The sequence below is a fragment of the Alicyclobacillus dauci genome (genome assembly GCF_026651605.1).
GTDB classification, from domain to species: Bacteria; Bacillota; Bacilli; order Alicyclobacillales; family Alicyclobacillaceae; genus Alicyclobacillus; species Alicyclobacillus dauci.
Window position 1 is genome coordinate 4,200,001 of the sequence record NZ_CP104064.1, and the last position, 18,128, is coordinate 4,218,128.

The 18,128-nt window shown below is 55.5% G+C and carries 12 protein-coding genes, 2 rRNA genes and 1 riboswitch (1 of these 15 running past the window's edge); all 14 genes read right to left on the reverse strand.

All coding sequences use genetic code 11. The features are described from left to right. Positions 1 to 309 (reverse strand): 23S ribosomal RNA (locus NZD86_RS21080); it reaches 2,631 nt to the left of the window's first position. 211 nt (positions 310 to 520) lie between these two features. Beyond that, positions 521 to 2,055 (reverse strand): 16S ribosomal RNA (locus tag NZD86_RS21085). Together the 16S and 23S rRNA genes form the textbook arrangement of a ribosomal RNA operon. 451 nt (positions 2,056 to 2,506) lie before the next feature. Next, the gene (locus tag NZD86_RS21090; RefSeq protein ID WP_268044005.1) at positions 2,507 to 3,409 is read right to left on the reverse strand and encodes an EamA family transporter; all 903 of its coding nucleotides are present in this window, start codon (positions 3,407 to 3,409) and stop codon (positions 2,507 to 2,509) included. A 76-nt stretch (positions 3,410 to 3,485) separates the two neighbouring features. Next, the gene (purD, locus tag NZD86_RS21095) at positions 3,486 to 4,772 is read right to left on the reverse strand and encodes a phosphoribosylamine--glycine ligase (RefSeq protein ID WP_268044006.1); all 1,287 of its coding nucleotides are present in this window, start codon (positions 4,770 to 4,772) and stop codon (positions 3,486 to 3,488) included. Positions 4,773 to 4,787: 15 nt separating this feature from the next. Beyond that, on the reverse strand, positions 4,788 to 6,362 hold the full coding sequence (purH, locus tag NZD86_RS21100) for a bifunctional phosphoribosylaminoimidazolecarboxamide formyltransferase/IMP cyclohydrolase (protein ID WP_268044007.1): 1,575 nt from the start codon (positions 6,360 to 6,362) through the stop codon (positions 4,788 to 4,790). Between the two features lie 131 nt (positions 6,363 to 6,493). Continuing rightward, positions 6,494 to 7,522 (reverse strand): phosphoribosylformylglycinamidine cyclo-ligase, encoded by a 1,029-nt coding sequence (gene purM, locus NZD86_RS21105; protein ID WP_268044008.1) that lies wholly within the window; start codon positions 7,520 to 7,522, stop codon positions 6,494 to 6,496. Between the two features lie 4 nt (positions 7,523 to 7,526). Continuing rightward, a complete protein-coding gene (gene purF, locus NZD86_RS21110; protein WP_407655269.1) occupies positions 7,527 to 8,969 on the reverse strand; it encodes an amidophosphoribosyltransferase in 1,443 nt (480 codons plus the stop codon). Positions 8,970 to 9,002: 33 nt separating this feature from the next. Then, entirely contained in the window at positions 9,003 to 11,240 is a 2,238-nt protein-coding gene (gene purL, locus NZD86_RS21115) for a phosphoribosylformylglycinamidine synthase subunit PurL (protein ID WP_407655189.1), read from the reverse strand. After that, positions 11,221 to 11,913, reverse strand: coding sequence for a phosphoribosylformylglycinamidine synthase subunit PurQ (purQ, locus tag NZD86_RS21120; protein WP_268044011.1), 693 nt, complete (start codon positions 11,911 to 11,913; stop codon positions 11,221 to 11,223). The genes purL and purQ overlap by 20 nt, the downstream gene beginning before the upstream one ends. Beyond that, positions 11,910 to 12,173 (reverse strand): phosphoribosylformylglycinamidine synthase subunit PurS, encoded by a 264-nt coding sequence (gene purS / locus NZD86_RS21125; protein WP_268044012.1) that lies wholly within the window; start codon positions 12,171 to 12,173, stop codon positions 11,910 to 11,912. The genes purQ and purS overlap by 4 nt, the downstream gene beginning before the upstream one ends. Then, complete coding sequence (gene purC / locus NZD86_RS21130) at positions 12,170 to 12,901, reverse strand: phosphoribosylaminoimidazolesuccinocarboxamide synthase (protein ID WP_268044013.1); 732 nt, start codon at positions 12,899 to 12,901, stop codon at positions 12,170 to 12,172. The genes purS and purC overlap by 4 nt, the downstream gene beginning before the upstream one ends. Positions 12,902 to 13,396: 495 nt before the next feature. Further along, entirely contained in the window at positions 13,397 to 14,689 is a 1,293-nt protein-coding gene (gene purB, locus NZD86_RS21135; protein WP_268044014.1) for an adenylosuccinate lyase, read from the reverse strand. 168 nt (positions 14,690 to 14,857) lie between these two features. After that, positions 14,858 to 16,264, reverse strand: coding sequence for an NCS2 family permease (locus NZD86_RS21140; RefSeq protein ID WP_268044015.1), 1,407 nt, complete (start codon positions 16,262 to 16,264; stop codon positions 14,858 to 14,860). 41 nt (positions 16,265 to 16,305) lie between these two features. Beyond that, the gene (guaA, locus tag NZD86_RS21145; protein WP_268044016.1) at positions 16,306 to 17,844 is read right to left on the reverse strand and encodes a glutamine-hydrolyzing GMP synthase; all 1,539 of its coding nucleotides are present in this window, start codon (positions 17,842 to 17,844) and stop codon (positions 16,306 to 16,308) included. A 181-nt stretch (positions 17,845 to 18,025) separates the two neighbouring features. Further along, positions 18,026 to 18,127, reverse strand: a riboswitch (purine riboswitch). Between the last annotated feature and the right edge of the window lies 1 nt (position 18,128).

Consider the following 18,128-nt stretch of genomic DNA (forward strand, 5'->3'; position numbering starts at 1 on the left):
GCATACGCATCGACTGCAGTCTGTACCACGTATACGGTTTAGGCTTCTCCGCTTTCGCTCGCCACTACTTACGGAATCGCGTTCGCTTTCTTTTCCTCGAGGTACTTAGATGTTTCAGTTCCCTCGGTTGCCTCCGCACAGCTATGTATTCACTGTACGGTACTAGCGCTTCTCACTAGCAGGTTTCCCCATTCGGACATCCACGGATCAATGCTCGCTTACAGCTCCCCGTGGCATTTCGGTGTTCGCCCCGTCCTTCTTCGGCTCTTGGCGCCTAGGCATCCTCCGTGCGCTCTTTCTAACTTCACCGTTTTGACTTCATAACCGCCTAAACAGTTACTCCATCTATACTTCCCGGTTACGTTAACCTGTTACTCGCATTTCGGTTACCGGTTTTACTTCATTCGAGGTTGTTCCATATTCAGTTGCCAAGGTACCTTGAGTTTACCTAGCCACTAAGGGCTTTGGCTCCCTCAAAACTAAACACATTCCCACGTCCTGAAAGGGTGTTTCTCCGTAGAAAGGAGGTGATCCAGCCGCACCTTCCGATACGGCTACCTTGTTACGACTTCACCCCAATCATCAACCCCACCTTCGGCGGCTGGCTCCGATACAGGTTACCTCACCGACTTCGGGTGTTGCCGACTCTCGTGGTGTGACGGGCGGTGTGTACAAGGCCCGGGAACGGATTCACCGCGGCATGCTGATCCGCGATTACTAGCAATTCCGGCTTCATGCAGGCGAGTTGCAGCCTGCAATCCGAACTACGAACGGCTTTTTAGGTTTCGCTCCACCTCGCGGCTTCGCTTCCCGTTGTACCGCCCATTGTAGCACGTGTGTAGCCCAGGACATAAAGGGCATGATGATTTGACGTCATCCCCGCCTTCCTCCGACTTACGCCGGCAGTCACCTGTGAGTCCCCATCTTTACATGCTGGTAACACAGGTCAAGGGTTGCGCTCGTTGCGGGACTTAACCCAACATCTCACGACACGAGCTGACGACAACCATGCACCACCTGTCACCTCTGCCCCGAAGGGAAGGTACATCTCTGCACCTGTCAGAGGGATGTCAAGCCCTGGTAAGGTTCTTCGCGTTGCTTCGAATTAAACCACATGCTCCACTGCTTGTGCGGGCCCCCGTCAATTCCTTTGAGTTTCAGTCTTGCGACCGTACTCCCCAGGCGGAGTGCTTATTGGGTTTCCTTCGGCACTGGGGTGTGTCCCCCCAACACCTAGCACTCATCGTTTACGGCGTGGACTACCAGGGTATCTAATCCTGTTTGCTCCCCACGCTTTCGTGCCTCAGCGTCAGTCACTGTCCAGCAAGGCGCCTTCGCCACTGGTATTCCTCCACATATCTACGCATTTCACCGCTACACGTGGAATTCCCCTTGCCTCTCCAGCACTCAAGTTGCGCAGTTTCCAGAGCAATCCCAAGGTTGAGCCTTGGACTTTCACTCCAGACACACGTAACCGCCTACGCACGCTTTACGCCCAGTGATTCCGGACAACGCTTGCCCCCTACGTATTACCGCGGCTGCTGGCACGTAGTTAGCCGGGGCTTCCTCACTCGGTACCGTCTCACAAGGAGCTTTCCACTCTCCTTGTCTCTCTCCCCGAGCAACAGAGCTTTACAACCCGAAGGCCTTCTTCGCTCACGCGGCGTTGCTCCGTCAGGCTTGCGCCCATTGCGGAAGATTCCCTACTGCTGCCTCCCGTAGGAGTCTGGGCCGTGTCTCAGTCCCAGTGTGGCCGGTCACCCTCTCAGGTCGGCTACGTATCGTCGCCTTGGTGAGCCGTTACCTCACCAACTAGCTAATGCGCCGCGGGCTCCTCTACCAGTGATGCATTTGCATCTTTCAATTCGCGAAGATGCCTTCGCGAATGTTATCCAGCATTAGCACCCGTTTCCGAGTGTTATTCCAGTCTGGTAGGCAGATTGCCCACGTGTTACTCACCCGTCCGCCGCTGACATCCGAAGATGTCCGCTCGACTTGCATGTATTAGGCACGCCGCCAGCGTTCGTCCTGAGCCAGGATCAAACTCTCAATAAATGTTACTGGCGTTTCGCCAGATTGTTATCCGTTTGTCGTGACAACCGAAGTTGTCTCGACTGAAACTTTCAGGCGTGGTGTGTTTAGTTTTCAAGGAACCAAATCAATCAGTGCCGTCGAAGCGGCGAGAAATAATATACCATGAATCGATGTCCATTGTCACTGGTAAGTTCTGCATTCGCTCTCGCGTTCCGTGTCTCCGAGTGAACTATCGAAGCTCATCTATCTGAGACAAGCTATCCAACTCAATTCGCAAACCGAACCGCGAACAAATGCGCCAGTGACGCGGTATATTGTGCCGTTCTGAAAGAGAAGCGTCAGAAGCGACGTCGATTAATATATCACCGATCGCTGGGCGGTGTCAACATGAATCGTGGATTTTCGTAGAAAATCGACAAAATGGTGTAGAAACCGCGTATCGACGGGGATCTACGTCGACACGCGGTGGAGGTTAGGCGGGGTGCCTGGGCGTGGCTTTGCGGTGGCGGGATCGAACAAGTTCGCTGATGACAATACCGAAGAGAATGAGGATCACGCCGGACCAGCGGGACCAGGCGATGGCTTCTTGATCGATGACCCAGGCGCCGAAAACAGCTGTCGGCAACTCGATGGTGCCGAGGACGCCGGCCATGCGGCCGCCGATGCGTGGGATAGAGATCAAAATGAGCATGGTCGGAAGGATTTGACTCAAAAAGGCAACCCAGCCTCCCCAATAGAAGACGGCTGCCGGCCGTGTGACCATGGCGTGAAACATGTCCCCTGGCGGAAACGGGATGAACATGAGCAGTGTTGCGACCGTGACGACGAGGGCGGATCGGACTTGGGGGGAAACGGCCGGATCGTTGTACTCTGATAAATAGAGGTTCAACGCGTAGGCGAGAGCCGACAACAATCCGAGCCCCACAGCCCACAGTGGCATGTGATGCCAGTCGGACATTTTGAGACCGACTGCCAAAGCCGTACCTATGAGGATGACAATGAGACCGATCCATTTGAACAAACTAGGCCAACGGCGTTTGACGATGATGTCGATCACGACAGTCATCCAAGCGAACTGAAAGAGAAGAATGATACCAAGAGATGCGGGCAATACCGTCAGCGCTCTGTAGTAACAGTAACTTACGGCGGCGTTGCAAATGCCGATCACGACGATTAAAAGCCACTGGGATCGGCGAATTGATGCGCCTTTGTGGCGGAAGAGAGCGATGATCCACAAGACGACAAACGCGAGGACATACTGGATGTCCGTCATGGCCTGTACGCTGAGTCCATGTGCGTAGGACAGCCGAAGTAGCGGTGATACGAAACCGTAGCTGGCACCAGCAACCAGCATCATGAGCATATATAATGGCACCTTACCGTGCACCTCCTCGCAGAAAAACCGGGCGTCTACACCCGGTTCAAACAAGGAGTATCATACCCGATGGAAACTAGCGCTGCCAATTGTGTGCGATGTCGCGGCGATACTGCATTTCGGCGAAGTGCGCCTGCGTGATATTGGCATATACCCACTTCACGGCCGATGGGATATCTTGTCCCACCGCGCTCACCGTGATCACACGCCCGCCCGCTGTGACGAGTTGGCCGTTCTCAATCGTCGTGCCAGCGTGAAACAGACGAATATCCTCGGGTGTTTCGGTGGAGAGTTGAATGGGGGTGCCGTGATCGGACTTGGCTGGATATTCTCCTCCCGCCAATACGACACAAACGGACGCGGCATCCTGCCATTTGACGTTCACAGCACTCAACTCGTCGTGGGCAGTGGCCCACATGATTTCGAGCAAGTCTGATGACAGGAGTGGGAGGACGACTTCCGTTTCGGGATCGCCGAAGCGTGCGTTGAACTCGATGACTTTCGGGCCGTCGTGTGTGATCATGAGCCCAACGTACAGAACTCCTCGGTACGTGATACCTTGTTTATTGAGCGCCTGAAGCGTCGGCCGAACAATCTTATCAGTCACATAGGGTGTCCAGTTTCGCTCGAGAAACACGGGAACAGGGCAAAAAGCACCCATGCCTCCAGTGTTTGGCCCCTGGTCACCTTCACCTACGCGCTTGAAGTCCCGCGCTGGCAGCATAGGAACGACCGTATCCCTGTCCACGAAGTACATGAGTGAAACTTCTTCACCAACCAAAAATTCCTCGATGACGACCTTGTGGCCAGACGCGCCGAAGCGATTTCCTTCCAGCATGTCGCGGATGGTGGCGTCTGCCTGGTCCTCGGTGTCCACAATGACGACGCCTTTACCGGCAGCCAAGCCGTCCGCTTTGATGACCACGGGAAACGCCAGCGTGCGGACATATGACATCGCCTTCGAGGCGTCCGTAAAGGCCTCAAATTTCGCCGTCGGGACGTCGGCCTCTTTCATGACAGATTTGGAATACGCCTTTGACGACTCCAGTTGAGCTGCCGCCGCTGATGGCCCAAACGCGGGGATGTCAACGGCGGCGAGGGCGTCTACCAGCCCTTCCGCGAGCGGCTGTTCTGGACCGACGACGATAAAGTCGATCGATTCATGTTGTGCCCAGGTGATGAATTGGGCGTGATCGCTTGGGGACACGTCCACCTTCGCAGCCAGGTCCCACATACCCGGGTTCCCCGGGACCGTGTACAGGACAGGATGGAGTGGACTCTGGGATAATTTCCACGTGATTGCGTGCTCGCGTGCGCCGCTTCCGATGATGGCCACGCGAGGATGCTGCTTGAGCTGTTGCATTCGCAAAGTCACTCCTCAGTGGTAAAAGTGGCGTTGCCCTGTCATGATCATGGCGATGCCATACTCGTCTGCCGCTTTGACACTTTCCTCATCGCGCAGCGATCCGCCCGGCTGCACGATGGCTGTGACGCCCGCTTTCGCCGCAACTTCAACGGTGTCTGGCATTGGGAAGAACGCGTCCGATCCCATCACGCTGCCCTTTGCCTTCGATCCCGCCTGTTCCACCGCGATTTTCGCTGCCCCGACACGGTTCATCTGGCCCGCACCGACCCCGAGCGTCTGAACGGCATTCGTGAGCACGATGGCGTTCGATTTGACAAACTGAACCGCACGCCAAGCAAACCGGAGGGCATTCAGCTCATCTTCTGTCGGTTGACGTTTCGTGACAACTTTCCATGTGACCGGCGTAAAACCTTGGTCGACCTCTTGCACTAAGAAGCCCCCGGACACGCGTCTCCACGTAGTGGCACCTGTCTTCCAGAGGGGTTGACTCATATCCACAGTGAGCAGGCGAAGATTCTTCTTTTTACTGAGGATGGACTTCGCGTCGTCCGTAAATGACGGCGCGATGATGATCTCAAGGAACAGCTTGGCCAATCGATCCGCCAGCGGACCATCCACCTCGCGGTTCAACGCGACAATGCCGCCAAAAATGGATACCGGATCTGCTTCCTGTGCCCTGGTATACGCTTCTTCAATTGTTGAACCCAAACCGATGCCGCAGGGATTCATGTGTTTCACAGCGACAACAGTCGGCTGGCCAAAGTCGTCGAAGCCGCGAAGAATATTGAGTGCGGCGTCAGCGTCTTGAATGTTGTTGTACGACAACTCCTTGCCTTGAAGCTGCACAGCTCGGGCAATGGTGGCAGTCGTCGCATTCGGTTCCATATAGAAGTGTGCCTGTTGATGAGGATTTTCGCCATAACGCAGGGACTGTCGACTCACCCCCTCCATCATCATGACACCAGGCCAATCACCCGCTTCCTCCGCCGTTTCTGCATTCTGAGCCGAAGCCGGCTTTGCGAGATATTCCGCAACGAGATAGTCGTAGTGCGCCGTTGTGCGAAATACTTTGGCCGCAAAAGCGCGACGGAATGCACTGTCCACTCGGTTTTCGCGCAGGGCGGAAATGACGGGTGTGTAATCGGCGGGATCGACAACGGGAAGGACGAACTGATGGTTCTTGGCGGCGGATCGCAACATCGATGGACCGCCGATGTCGATCATCTCAATCGCAAGCTCATCCGCCACATCTGGGCGTTTGGTGGTTTCTTCGAAGGGGTAGAGGTTGACGACGACGAGATCGATACATTCAATATCGAGCCGATCCAATTGTGCCATGTGCCGTTCATTGTCGCGGCGAGCCAACAGCCCTCCGTGAATTTTCGGATGCAATGTCTTGACACGCCCGTCCAAAATCTCTTCAAACCCTGTGTACGATTCGACTGTCGTGACAGACAGACCATTCTCCGTCAGGTGCCGCGCTGTGTTTCCCGTGGAGAGAATACTGTAACCCAGTTCCTGCAGTGCTTGACAGAAGGGGATGATGCCTTCCTTGTTAAACACGCTGACCAGTGCCCACTTTTTCACGAATTCATCTCACTCCTTAAGGTCCCGAAGCACCCGTTGGTCATCGACGTCGATGCGACGTGGCGACAATCGATACTCGGACACCCTTTTATGTATTGTCCGAGGGAACGCTTCCGTCCCCACCGGTCGATTCACTCTGTAAACGTAACAACTTGGTCTCCCTCGACCACTCGGCCGATACGGTAAACCGTCTCTCCGAGCTCCGTGAGTGCAGTGGTGACGGCATACGCCTCACCCTCCGGCACAACGAGGACATACCCGATGCCCATATTCCAGACGCGCGCGGCTTCAGGGAAGGCCATACCACTGCGACCGAGCAACCACTGGAAGACGTTTGGCAGCGGCCAAGCGTTTCTGTCGATCTCGACCGCCGTTCCACCCGGCAGCACACGCGGAATGTTTTCGTTCAATCCGCCACCGGTAATATGCGCCATTGCATGCACCGGTAAGCGTCGTTCGAGGAGAGAGAGGATAGAACGAACGTAGATGCGCGTCGGCCGCAGAAGTGTTTCAGCAACCGTTTCGTTTTCGCCCGGAAATGGGTCTGTCCACTGTAAACCGGCGTCCGTCACCAATTTGCGCACGAGGCTGTAACCGTTGCTGTGCGGACCCGTCGACGCGAGACCGAGCACCACATCACCGGGGCGAACATTCGCGCCGTCAATCATCTGACTCCGATTGACAACCCCGACGGCAAAGCCAGCTACGTCGTACTCACCACCCGCGTACATGCCGGGCATTTCGGCTGTTTCACCGCCGACCAGTGCCGCACCAGCCATTTCGCATCCCGCCGCAATACCGGCGACAACCGCTTCCGCCACATCCACGTCCAGTTTGCCTGTCGCAAGGTAGTCGAGAAAATACAGCGGCTCGGCACCGATTGTTAAGATGTCGTTCACGCACATCGCCACACAATCGATCCCGATGGTGTCATGTTTGTCTGCCGCAAACGCCACTTTCAACTTCGTGCCCACGCCGTCCGTTCCCGAGACGAGGACGGGTTCTGGGAAGCGAGTCAGATCCAGTGCGAATCCGCTGGCAAAACCACCGATTTGGCCCAGGACCTCGGGCCGCTTGGTTCGCTGCGACAAGGCCTTGTATCGCGAGGCTGCTTCGTTGCCGGCCGCGATATCGACGCCGGCATCTTTGTACAAATCCATTCGCTCAACCTCCCACGTGCACGAGTTCGTGATGCGCCTCTTTCAGCCCGGAGTCAACTAACTCAGTCGGATAATTGCGGGTAAAGCACGCGTTGCAAAACGGAACATTCGTCGTACCGGAAAAACCGAACCCTTCCATGAGTTCATCCACCGTGAGAAACGCCAAGCTGTCTGCCTCTATCATCCCGCAAATCTCCCCGACATCATGCGTCGATGCGATGAGTTGGTCGGCCGTCGCCGTGTCGATCCCGTAATGGCACGGACTCACGTACGGCGGACTGGAAATGCGAACGTGTACTTCCGATGCGCCGGCGGATCGAAGAAGTTGCACGATCCGCCGCGAAGTCGTCCCCCGCACGATAGAGTCGTCGATGAGCACGACCCGCTTGCCTTCGACAATGGATCGCACGGCATTGAGCTTTAGTCGAACACCCGTGTCACGCAACTCTTGTGAAGGTTGAATAAACGTACGGGCGATATACTTGTTCTTGATGAGACCCATTTCGTACGGAATCCGGCTTTCTTCCGCATAACCAGCGGCTGCCGAGATACTGGAGTCGGGAACGCCAATGACAATGTCGCCATCCGCAGGATGAAGCTTCGCGAGGATTCTGCCCAGGCGTTTGCGAACCGTGTGCACGTTCCAGCCATCCACGTCGCTGTCAGGCCGCGCAAAGTACACGTGTTCAAACGTGCACATCCGACGCTGACGGCGAACTGCAAAGCGACGAGATGACATACCGTCTGGTCCGATGTGGATCAGTTCGCCCGGCTCGACGTCGCGCACGAGCGTTGCACCGATGGTCTCCAAAGCGCACGACTCGGACGCCACGACGTATGCGTCGCCGAGCTGTCCCAAAACCATGGGGCGGAGGCCGAGCGGATCGCGAACGGCGATCAGTTCGTCATTGCCCAGAATAACGACTGCAAAGCCTCCCGTGATTTGCTTCGCAGCCGCTTCAACAGCGTCCGCCAAGCTGTCAGCGTTCGCCTTGGCGATGAGGTGCGCGATGACTTCCGTGTCAGTCGTCGTCTGGAAGAGACTTCCTTCCTGTTCAAGCCGGATGCGAAGCCACTTCGCGTTGACGAGATTCCCGTTGTGGGCGATGGCGAAATTGCGGGTATGGGTGCTCAGCGTGATCGGCTGAGCGTTTTGAATGGTGTTCGCCCCCGCCGTGGAATAGCGCACGTGCCCAATTGCCGCATGTCCGTTTAGGTTCTCCAGTTCACCCTGTTTGAACACGTCAGCCAAAAGCCCAAGCCCTTTGTGGCTGTACATCCGGTTGCCGTCTGTCGACGCGATGCCGGCTGCTTCTTGACCCCTGTGCTGCAATGCCACGAGCCCGTAATACGTCAGCGCAGAAGACTTACTGTGCGCATAGATTCCGAAGACGCCGCACTCTTCTTGCGGACGATCCGGCCGATTGTCCACCGTTTCCATTTGCATGTTGTCCACAAAGGCTCTCCCCTTCCGACAGTCTCAGTTCGCGACGGTGGTCAGCGCATTCGACGCAAGTTTTTCTGGAATCGATTGCTCAAACCGTTCCCGCAAATGCTGCAAACTCATTTTAGCGACGACATTTCCACCTTGCGCAACCGTGATGTGGTCGCCGGACAGCTGACCGAGGCGCGCCACTGGTACGCCATACCTTTCTGCACGAGCGATAAGCTCCGGCGCCATGTTTTCGGCCACCGCGACGACAATGCGCCCTTGCGCTTCGGAAAACAGCCACCCGGTAGCGTTGATTTTGTCTGCAAGCGTGATGGAAATCCCGTTACCGCACCCGAGACATACCTCGGCCACCGTGACTGCCAGCCCACCTTCGCTCACATCGTGTGCAGACTCCAGGATGTCGTCCTGGGCCAGTTCCAACATCAAGCTGTGCAGTGCTGCTTCTTCGTTCAAGTTGACGTACGGTCCGTCCCCGACGGGCCGACCGCATGCCATTTCAGCGTAAAGCGTTCCGTCCAAGGAATCGTCCTCGCGTCCCAACAAGAACAACTGTGTATCCTTTACCGCGGCAGGCGCACTTGGCACCCGATGCCCGATCCCGCTAATCACCCCAACCGCCCCAACAACAGGCGTTGGCTGGATATCGACGCCGCTCGATTGGTTGTACAAGCTCACGTTTCCGCTCACGACCGGAGCTCCGAGCTTTTCACAAGCCGCCGCCATACCGTCGACGGCATCGCTCAACTGGCGCATGATCTCTGGCTTCTCCGGATTTCCGAAGTTGAGACAGTTCGTGATAGCGAGTGGCTTCGCACCGACGGTCGCAAGGTTCCGCACCGCTTCCGCCACGGCGATTTGCCCCCCGCGATACGGATTCAAGTAGACGTATCGACTGTTTCCGTCCGTCGTCATGGCAATTGCCTTGTCTTGCCCGGGCACTTTTACGAGGGCCGCGTCGTGCCCCGGTCCGAAAACGGTTGACGTTCGCACGGAAGAATCGTACTGACGGTAAACCCAGCTCTTGTCCGCAACACTCGGATGCGCCATTAACTCCAACCACGACTCCAATATCGAGTTTGCAAATGCGGACGGGATCGCCGTGCTGGTCTGCGCATCCGCGTTGCCGAGGGACCGCTCATAAACAGGCGCTTCATCAACCAGCGCGCTGACCGGCATCTCAGCGACCACTTCGCCCTTCCAGAACAGGCGAAGATAGCCGTCGTCGGTCACACGGCCCACGTTCGCCACTTCGAGTCCAAACCGGCGGAAGATCTCGAACGCTACATCTTCGTGCCCACGCTCCAAGACAACGAGCATTCGTTCTTGCGATTCGGACAGCATCATCTCATACGGGGTCATGCCTGTTTCGCGAACGGGCACATCATCGAGAATCATCTCGATCCCGCCCCCAGCCCGACTCGCCATCTCCGCCGAAGACGATGTCAGACCCGCAGCACCCATGTCTTGAATGCCGACGACCGCACCCGACGCGATGAGTTCAAGGCAAGCCTCCATAAGCAGCTTGCCGAGGAAGGGATCGCCAACTTGGACGGCGGATCGTTCTTTGGCATGTGGGTCTTCCGCCGAAGCAAACGTCGCCCCGTGAATTCCATCACGACCCGTGCGGGCACCCACGACGAACACCGGGTTGCCGACGCCGCTGGCCGTCCCGCGCATGATCTCGTCCGCTGGCAGGATGCCAACACACATCGCGTTGACGAGTGGATTGTCGCGGTACGTGGGACTAAACTGAACCTCTCCACCGACCGTCGGGATACCTACGCAGTTCCCGTAGCCCCCGATGCCAGCAACCACCTGTTCGAACAGATACCGTGTTCGCGCATCGTCGAGGGGGCCAAAGCGAAGGCTGTTCAGAAACGCGATAGGGCGTGCACCCATGGTAAAGATGTCTCGCAGAATGCCCCCTACGCCTGTTGCAGCCCCTTGGTACGGCTCCACCGCCGACGGGTGATTGTGACTCTCCATTTTGAAGGCAACGGCCAGTCCATCGCCGATGTCGACGACGCCTGCATTTTCACCAGGTCCTTGCAAAACCTGCGGACCGGTTGTGGGGAATCGGCGAAGATGGACCTTGGAACTTTTATAACTGCAGTGCTCCGACCAGAGAACACCAAATATGCCTGTTTCGACGTAGTTCGGGAGACGACCTAGCTTCGCGGACACTTGGTCATATTCAGCTTCAGTCAGACCAAGCTTCAAATAGATTCGCTCGTCGCGAATTTGTTCAGCGGTTGGCTGTTGCAAGATGGGCACCCTCCTCTACGTAGCGATGCATCGACAAAAACAAACGGCGTCCATCTTCGGATCCCATGAACTCCGTCACAGCCCGTTCCGGGTGCGGCATGAGTCCGAGAATGGTATTCGATGGGCTGATGACACCCGCAATATCTTCTATCGATCCGTTTGGATTCGCAGCATACCGAAAAGCAATTCGAGAAGTCTTCTCAAGGTCAGCAAGTTGAGTGGAGTCGGTGACATATCGACCTTCACCGTGCGCGATAGGAATGCGAATTCGTTCGCCAATTTGATAATCCATCGTGAACGGACTCGTGTTGTTTTCCACGACGAGTTCCGTCATCTCGCAGCGAAACTGCAAATGATCATTGCGTAACAGTGCGCCCGACAAGAGGTGTGATTCGGTCAGCACTTGAAACCCATTGCAAATACCGAGGATGAGTTTGCCGTTGGCGGCTTCTTTTTTCACAGCCTCCATGACGGGCGAAAACCGCGCAATCGCGCCACCTCGCAAATAGTCTCCGTAGGAAAAGCCGCCTGGTAACACAATGGCGTCGTATTGGTTCAAGTCGGTTGCGTCGTGCCAAACGAGATCGCACGTGTCTCCCGTGACATCGCGAATGGCGTTTGCTGCGTCCTCATCACAATTCGATCCCGGAAACACAATCACCGCCCACTTCATTCGGCAACGAGCTCCTTTAACGTAAATGCGAACGTCTCCATCACCGGGTTCGACAGGACCCGCTCACACATTTCCTGCGTCCTTAATTCCGCCTCGGCTTCGCTTTCTGCCTGAACCGTCAGTTGCATGTACTTGCCAATGCGCAAGTCGCTCGCTTCGGCGTAACCGAGCGTGTGCATTGCTTGTTCGACAGCGTGACCCTGCGGGTCAAAAACGGATGGTTTTAACCAAACACGCACTTCTACGGAATAGGTCTTCACTCTGATTGCCCCTCTCTCAGTGATGTGAGCCGTGCAAAGACTTCTTGGTACGCGTCCTCGACACCGCCAAGATCTTGCCGAAAACGATCCTTATCCAGTTTTTTACGAGTCTCACTATCCCAAAGACGGCACGTGTCCGGAGAAATTTCATCCGCAAGAATGATTTCACCTTCGCTCGTCCGCCCGAATTCCAACTTGAAGTCAACCAGGATGAGGCCACTTGCTAGAAACCGCTGCTGCAGCAACCTATCGATTTTGATTGCCTGATTGCGAAGTTCCGTTAACTCCGCACGTGTTGCCAGGCCCAAAATGAGGGCATGCTCATCGGTAATCAGGGGATCGCCCAGTTCGTCGTTCTTGTAGTAGAACTCAACGAGGGGATAAGGCAGTTCCTCCCCTTCCGCCACACCCAGGCGTTTAGAAAAGCTCCCGGCCGCAATATTGCGCACGACCACTTCGATAGGAACGATGTCCACTTTTCGCACGAGCGTCTCCCGTTCCGACAGTTGCTCAAGTAAATGGGTTTTGATGCCGTTCTCTCCCAAATAGGCAAACAGCAGATTGGTCAGTTGATTGTTAATCGCACCCTTACCAATGATTTGGCCCTTCTTCAAACCATTGAACGCGGTCGCGTCATCTTTATAGGAAACTTTCACGACCGAGGCATCATCCGTTGCAAAGACTCGTTTTGCTTTTCCCTCATATAAAAGCGTACCCGCTGTTACCATTGCCGGAAGCCCCTTTCTTTTGCATGGTGTGGTGTGTGCGTTGGCAGGCGGTGCTCGCGGGCCACGGTGTGGCCGGCAGGATCGCGGTGACGGGTGACGGCGAACGGTGCGCGGCGGGCCGCAGAGTTGGCCGCGGGTGGCGGCGGATGGCCGGGGTAGGTTGCCCGACGATAGCCGACGGGAATAAGCGACCAATGTTCCCTTGTTGCCCACGAGCCGAGCGATGCATGTAGATAAAGGAACTGTGTTCCCGTAACCCGCCACTCTCCCGCTTTTCATTCGCCGAATTCGCTATCAGTGGAACCTAAGTTTCTTACTCACGCGAAAAGCACGCCGGATCGCAGAACAAGGTAACTGTCTTCTCTTATCCGCGGCCCTCGGCCGCCTGGGCCGTCGGCCAGGCCCTCCGGGGCCTAAGCCCCCCCGGCAAGCCCCAGGCCCGGGCCCCTCCAGCCGACAGCCAGCTCCGCCCCTCGGCCACATAGCCCGTACTCCCTACAACCCGAGACGTTCAAAAATCGTGTCGACGTGCTTTATGTGGAACGCTGGATCAAAACAATCGTCGATTTGCTCTTGCGTCAAATAAGACGTAATCGTCTTCGAACCCTCTACCAAGCCCTTGAACGACGTGCCTTCTTCCCACGCTTGCATGGCGAGCGGTTGCACCGTGTCGTAGGCCGTTTCGCGAGATAGGCCTGCGTCGATGAGCGTCGTCAGTACGCGTTGAGAGAAGACCAGTCCGTGCGTGCGGTCCATGTTGCGACGCATGTTTTCCGGATAGACGTGCAAGTCAGAGAGAATGCGATTCATCCGGTTCAGCAAGTAGTCCGTAAGAATCGTTGCATCCGGCAGGACGACACGCTCGACGGAGGAGTGACTGATGTCGCGTTCGTGCCACAGCGGTACATCCTCCAGAGCCGGTATCACATAGCCGCGCATGACGCGTGACAAACCGGAAATCTGCTCACAGGAGACCGGGTTGCGTTTGTGCGGCATGGCGGAGGAGCCTTTTTGGCCTTTGTAGAACGGCTCTTCTACCTCGCGCACTTCCGATTTTTGCAAGGCGCGGATTTCCGTGGCGATTTTGTCGAGCGTCGTTGTGATCAATGACAGCGTGAAGATGAATTCAGCATGCCGATCACGCTGCAGCGTTTGCGTGCTGATAGGTGCTGGTTTGATACCGAGGCGATCGCAGACGGCGGCTTCGATCCGCGGATCCACGTTGGCGTACGTCCCGACTGCGCCGGAGATTTTGCCATACCGCATGCGTTCGCACGCTGCGTCGAAGCGCTCCAAGTTCCGCGTGATCTCGGCATACCAAAGGGCTGCCTTCAAACCGAATGTGGTCGGCTCTGCGTGCACACCGTGGGTGCGCCCCATCATGACTGTATATTTGTGCTCCTTGGCGAGCTTTGCGACTGTCGCGAGGAGGGTTTCTAGGTCCTTGCGGATGATCGCCATCGGCTGGCGCAATTGTGCTGATAGGGCCGTGTCGACGACGTCCGTTGAAGTCAGCCCATAGTGAACCCACTTCTTTTCATCTCCGAGGGATTCTGATACCGCGCGCGTGAAAGCGACGACGTCGTGGCGGGTTTCCTGCTCAATTTCCAGTACCCGGTCCACGTTAAACTTTGCATTTTGGCGAATCAGCTTCGCGTCTTCCGCTGGAATGATTCCGAGATCGGCCCAAGCTTCAACGGAGAGAATCTCCACTTCCAGCCACCACTTCATCCGTTCCTCGAGTGTCCACAAGCGAGCCATTTCTGGACGACTATAACGATCTATCAAGCCAAGGCCCTCCTTCAAATCTCTTCATACACATGGTAACACGAATCGACACAAAATCCGAACGTTAAATTATGTTTATCATGAAACGTTCGGATTTACATGGCGATCACGCCTAAAACGAAGACGGCGCTTTGCGATGTGTCGCAAAACGCCGGATTGTTGTATTGATTAACTTACGTAGAAAACGTAACGCCAAATTGCCAGGATGACGATGATGTACATGAGCCAGTGAATTTTCGCGTGTTCGCGACGGAAGATCATTTGAATCAAGTTGATGATGACAAACGCCGTGAAACCAAGTGCGATACCGTTCGAAATGCTGTAGGTGATAGGCATTGCAATAATGGTTAAGAAAGCCGGCAACGCGTAGTTGAAGTCATCCCATTCGATGTTGCGCACGGCGCTCATCATGAGGACACCGACGATAATGAGTGCGGGAGCCGTCGCCGAGTCAGGAATAACGCCTGCGATTGGCGCCAGGAACAGTGCGACCAAGAAGAGGATCCCTGTCGTGAACGACGTGAGACCAGTCCGGCCGCCTGCGGCAACACCTGAGCCACTTTCCACAAAAGCTGTCACCGTGCTCGTTCCGAGAAGAGCACCAAAACTCACGCCGAATGCGTCGACGAGCATTGCTTTGCCGAGACGCCTGTGGCCTTTGTCGCCTTCGAGCAATCCAGCTTTACTTGCGGTACCCACAAGCGTGCCAAACGTGTCGAACATTTCTACAAACGTGAATGTGAAGAGCGCGCTGACCAATCCGTAGTGCCAGATGCCTGTGAGGCTTAGCGATCCGACGTACAGGTGACTAAAATCAGGCAACCATTGAGCGTGACTCAGTCCGGAGAACGACGTCACACCCATGGGGCGACCGATCAGCGTCGTTGCAATGATACCAATCAAAATAGCACCCGGGACCCGCAACGCCATCAGCGTTCCAATGAGCAAAATACCGATGATAGTTAAGTCCGTCGTTGGGCTGTGCAGAGAACCCAAGTTGGGTTGCCAGCTAAAGTTGTCGATGACGCCACCCGGCTGGTAGGTTGTCTTTTGCGCGCCCGTGAATGTGACAGAGATGAGATCGCCCGTTTTGAAGCCAATCATCGTGATAAACAACCCGATACCAACCGTGATAGCCGCCTTCAGCGAGTCGGGCACCGCCGTGACAAGCAATTGGCGAATCCGTGTGAGTGTGAGAATGATAAATACAATACCTGAGATAAACACAGCACCGAGCGCGTCTTGCCATGGCATGTGATGCGGATCATTTTGGGCTGCGATGACAGCGAAGAACGCATTCAGGCCCATGCCTGGTGCGAGCGCGATTGGATAATTGACGAAGAGGCCCATGATTAAGGTGACAATACCTGCACCCACGCATGTTGCGAAAAAGACTGCGTTTGTATCCATGCCCGTCGCAGAGAGGACACTTGGATTGACGAAAATGATGTAGGCCATTGCCACGAACGTCGTGATACCCGCGACGATTTCGCGACCCACGGTGGTGTTATTGGCGCGCAGTTTAAAGATCCGTTCGAGCACGCCATACTCCTCTGTATTTGGTTTAACTGACAAGTGACTGCCTCCTCAATTGGATCGGTTGTGTGAAACCAAGTTTATTCCCACTCGATGGTTGCAGGGGGCTTGGATGTGATGTCGTATACCACGCGATTAATGCCATTCACTTCATTGACGATGCGCGTCGAGATCCGCGCAAGGACTTCCCAAGGAATGCGCGCAAAATCTGCGGTCATGCCCTCCTGCGAAACCACTGCACGAATTGCCAGCGTGTGAGCGTAAGTCCGTTCATCACCCATCACGCCAACCGTTTGATTCCCCGTGAGCACCGTGAAGTACTGCCAGATCTCACGGTCAAGCCCGGCCTTCGCAACCTCATCACGCAAGATGTAATCGGAGTCTCGAACAATCGCGAGCTTCTCCTGCGTGATATCACCGAGGACGCGAATGGCTAGTCCCGGTCCAGGGAATGGTTGGCGCCAGACCAAATCGCTGGGCAGCCCCAACTGCTCACCCAGTCGTCGTACTTCGTCCTTGAATAGTTCTTTCAGCGGCTCAATGATTTCAAACTCGATGTCCTCAGGCAAACCGCCGACGTTGTGGTGCGACTTGATGGTCGCCGCCGTCTTTGTACCGCTCTCAACAATGTCTGTGTACAGTGTGCCTTGAACGAGGAAGTCGAATGGTCCGAGCCGTGTAGATTCGGCTTCAAATACGCGAATAAATTCTTCTCCGATAATCTTGCGCTTCTTTTCCGGCTCCGAGACACCGCGAAGCTTGCCGAGAAACCGCTCCGACGCATCTACCCGAACAACGTCAATTCCGAGCTGCCGGCCGAGGTTCTCCATCACGGCGTCGCTCTCGCCTTTGCGAAGGAGGCCGTGATCGACAAACATGGCTGTCAACTGTGAGCCAATGGCGCGATGCACGAGTGCGGCCGCGACAGAGGAATCCACACCACCTGAAAGCGCCACGAGGACACGTTTGTCGCCGACTTGTTCACGGATGTGATCCACAGACTCGTCGATCAGATTGTCCATGGTCCAGTCACCGTTCGCACCACAGATGTCAAATACGAAATTACGCAATAAGTCCATTCCATGCACACTGTGGTGAACTTCCGGGTGATACTGCACTGCATAGACCTGTTTCTCGGGACAACTCATTGCCGCAATGGTTCCACTCGTGGTCACTGCATCGAGCGTGAATTCCTCCGGTACGTGCGTAACCACATCACTGTGGCTCATCCATACTGGTTGTGACGTCGGTTGTCCTGCAAACAACTTGGAGTGGCCCGCCTGGACTTCAAGATCCGTTCGACCGTATTCACGAACGGCCCCACGCGCGACATCCGCTTGGTACGTCTTCGCAATCAGTTGCATGCCATAGCAAATGCCCAAGATGGGTACACCGAGGTTGAACACGTCGGGATCGACGGTAGGAGCGCCTTCGGCAAAGACACTCTTGGGACCGCCGGAGAAAATGATCCCCTTGAGGCGCTTTCCGCGGAGTTCAGCTGCGGTTGTGTCAAACGGTAGTAGCTCGGAGAATACATTCAACTCGCGAATGCGACGTGCAATCAGTTGATTGTACTGGCCGCCGAAGTCAAGAACGACGACAACTTCATGGTCTGACATGCTGGCACTTCCTTTTCTTTGAGGTAGGCTCATTTGCAACACGAAAAGGGCCGATCCTTCGCTGTCCAAACTAGGTTACCCTAGTTATATTGTGACAAATACGAAGGTCGGCCCTCAAAACAAACGTAAATGCGCGAAGACACAACTAGAGCCTCGCGAAAATACGAATGAATATGGGCAAATGAATAGATACCGACCTCGTAGTCAGGCGATTTGCGGTCGCCCGGTAGAGACTGCCGAGCCATATCCTCAGCATTATACGAGTCTCCGAATTACGCACTCAT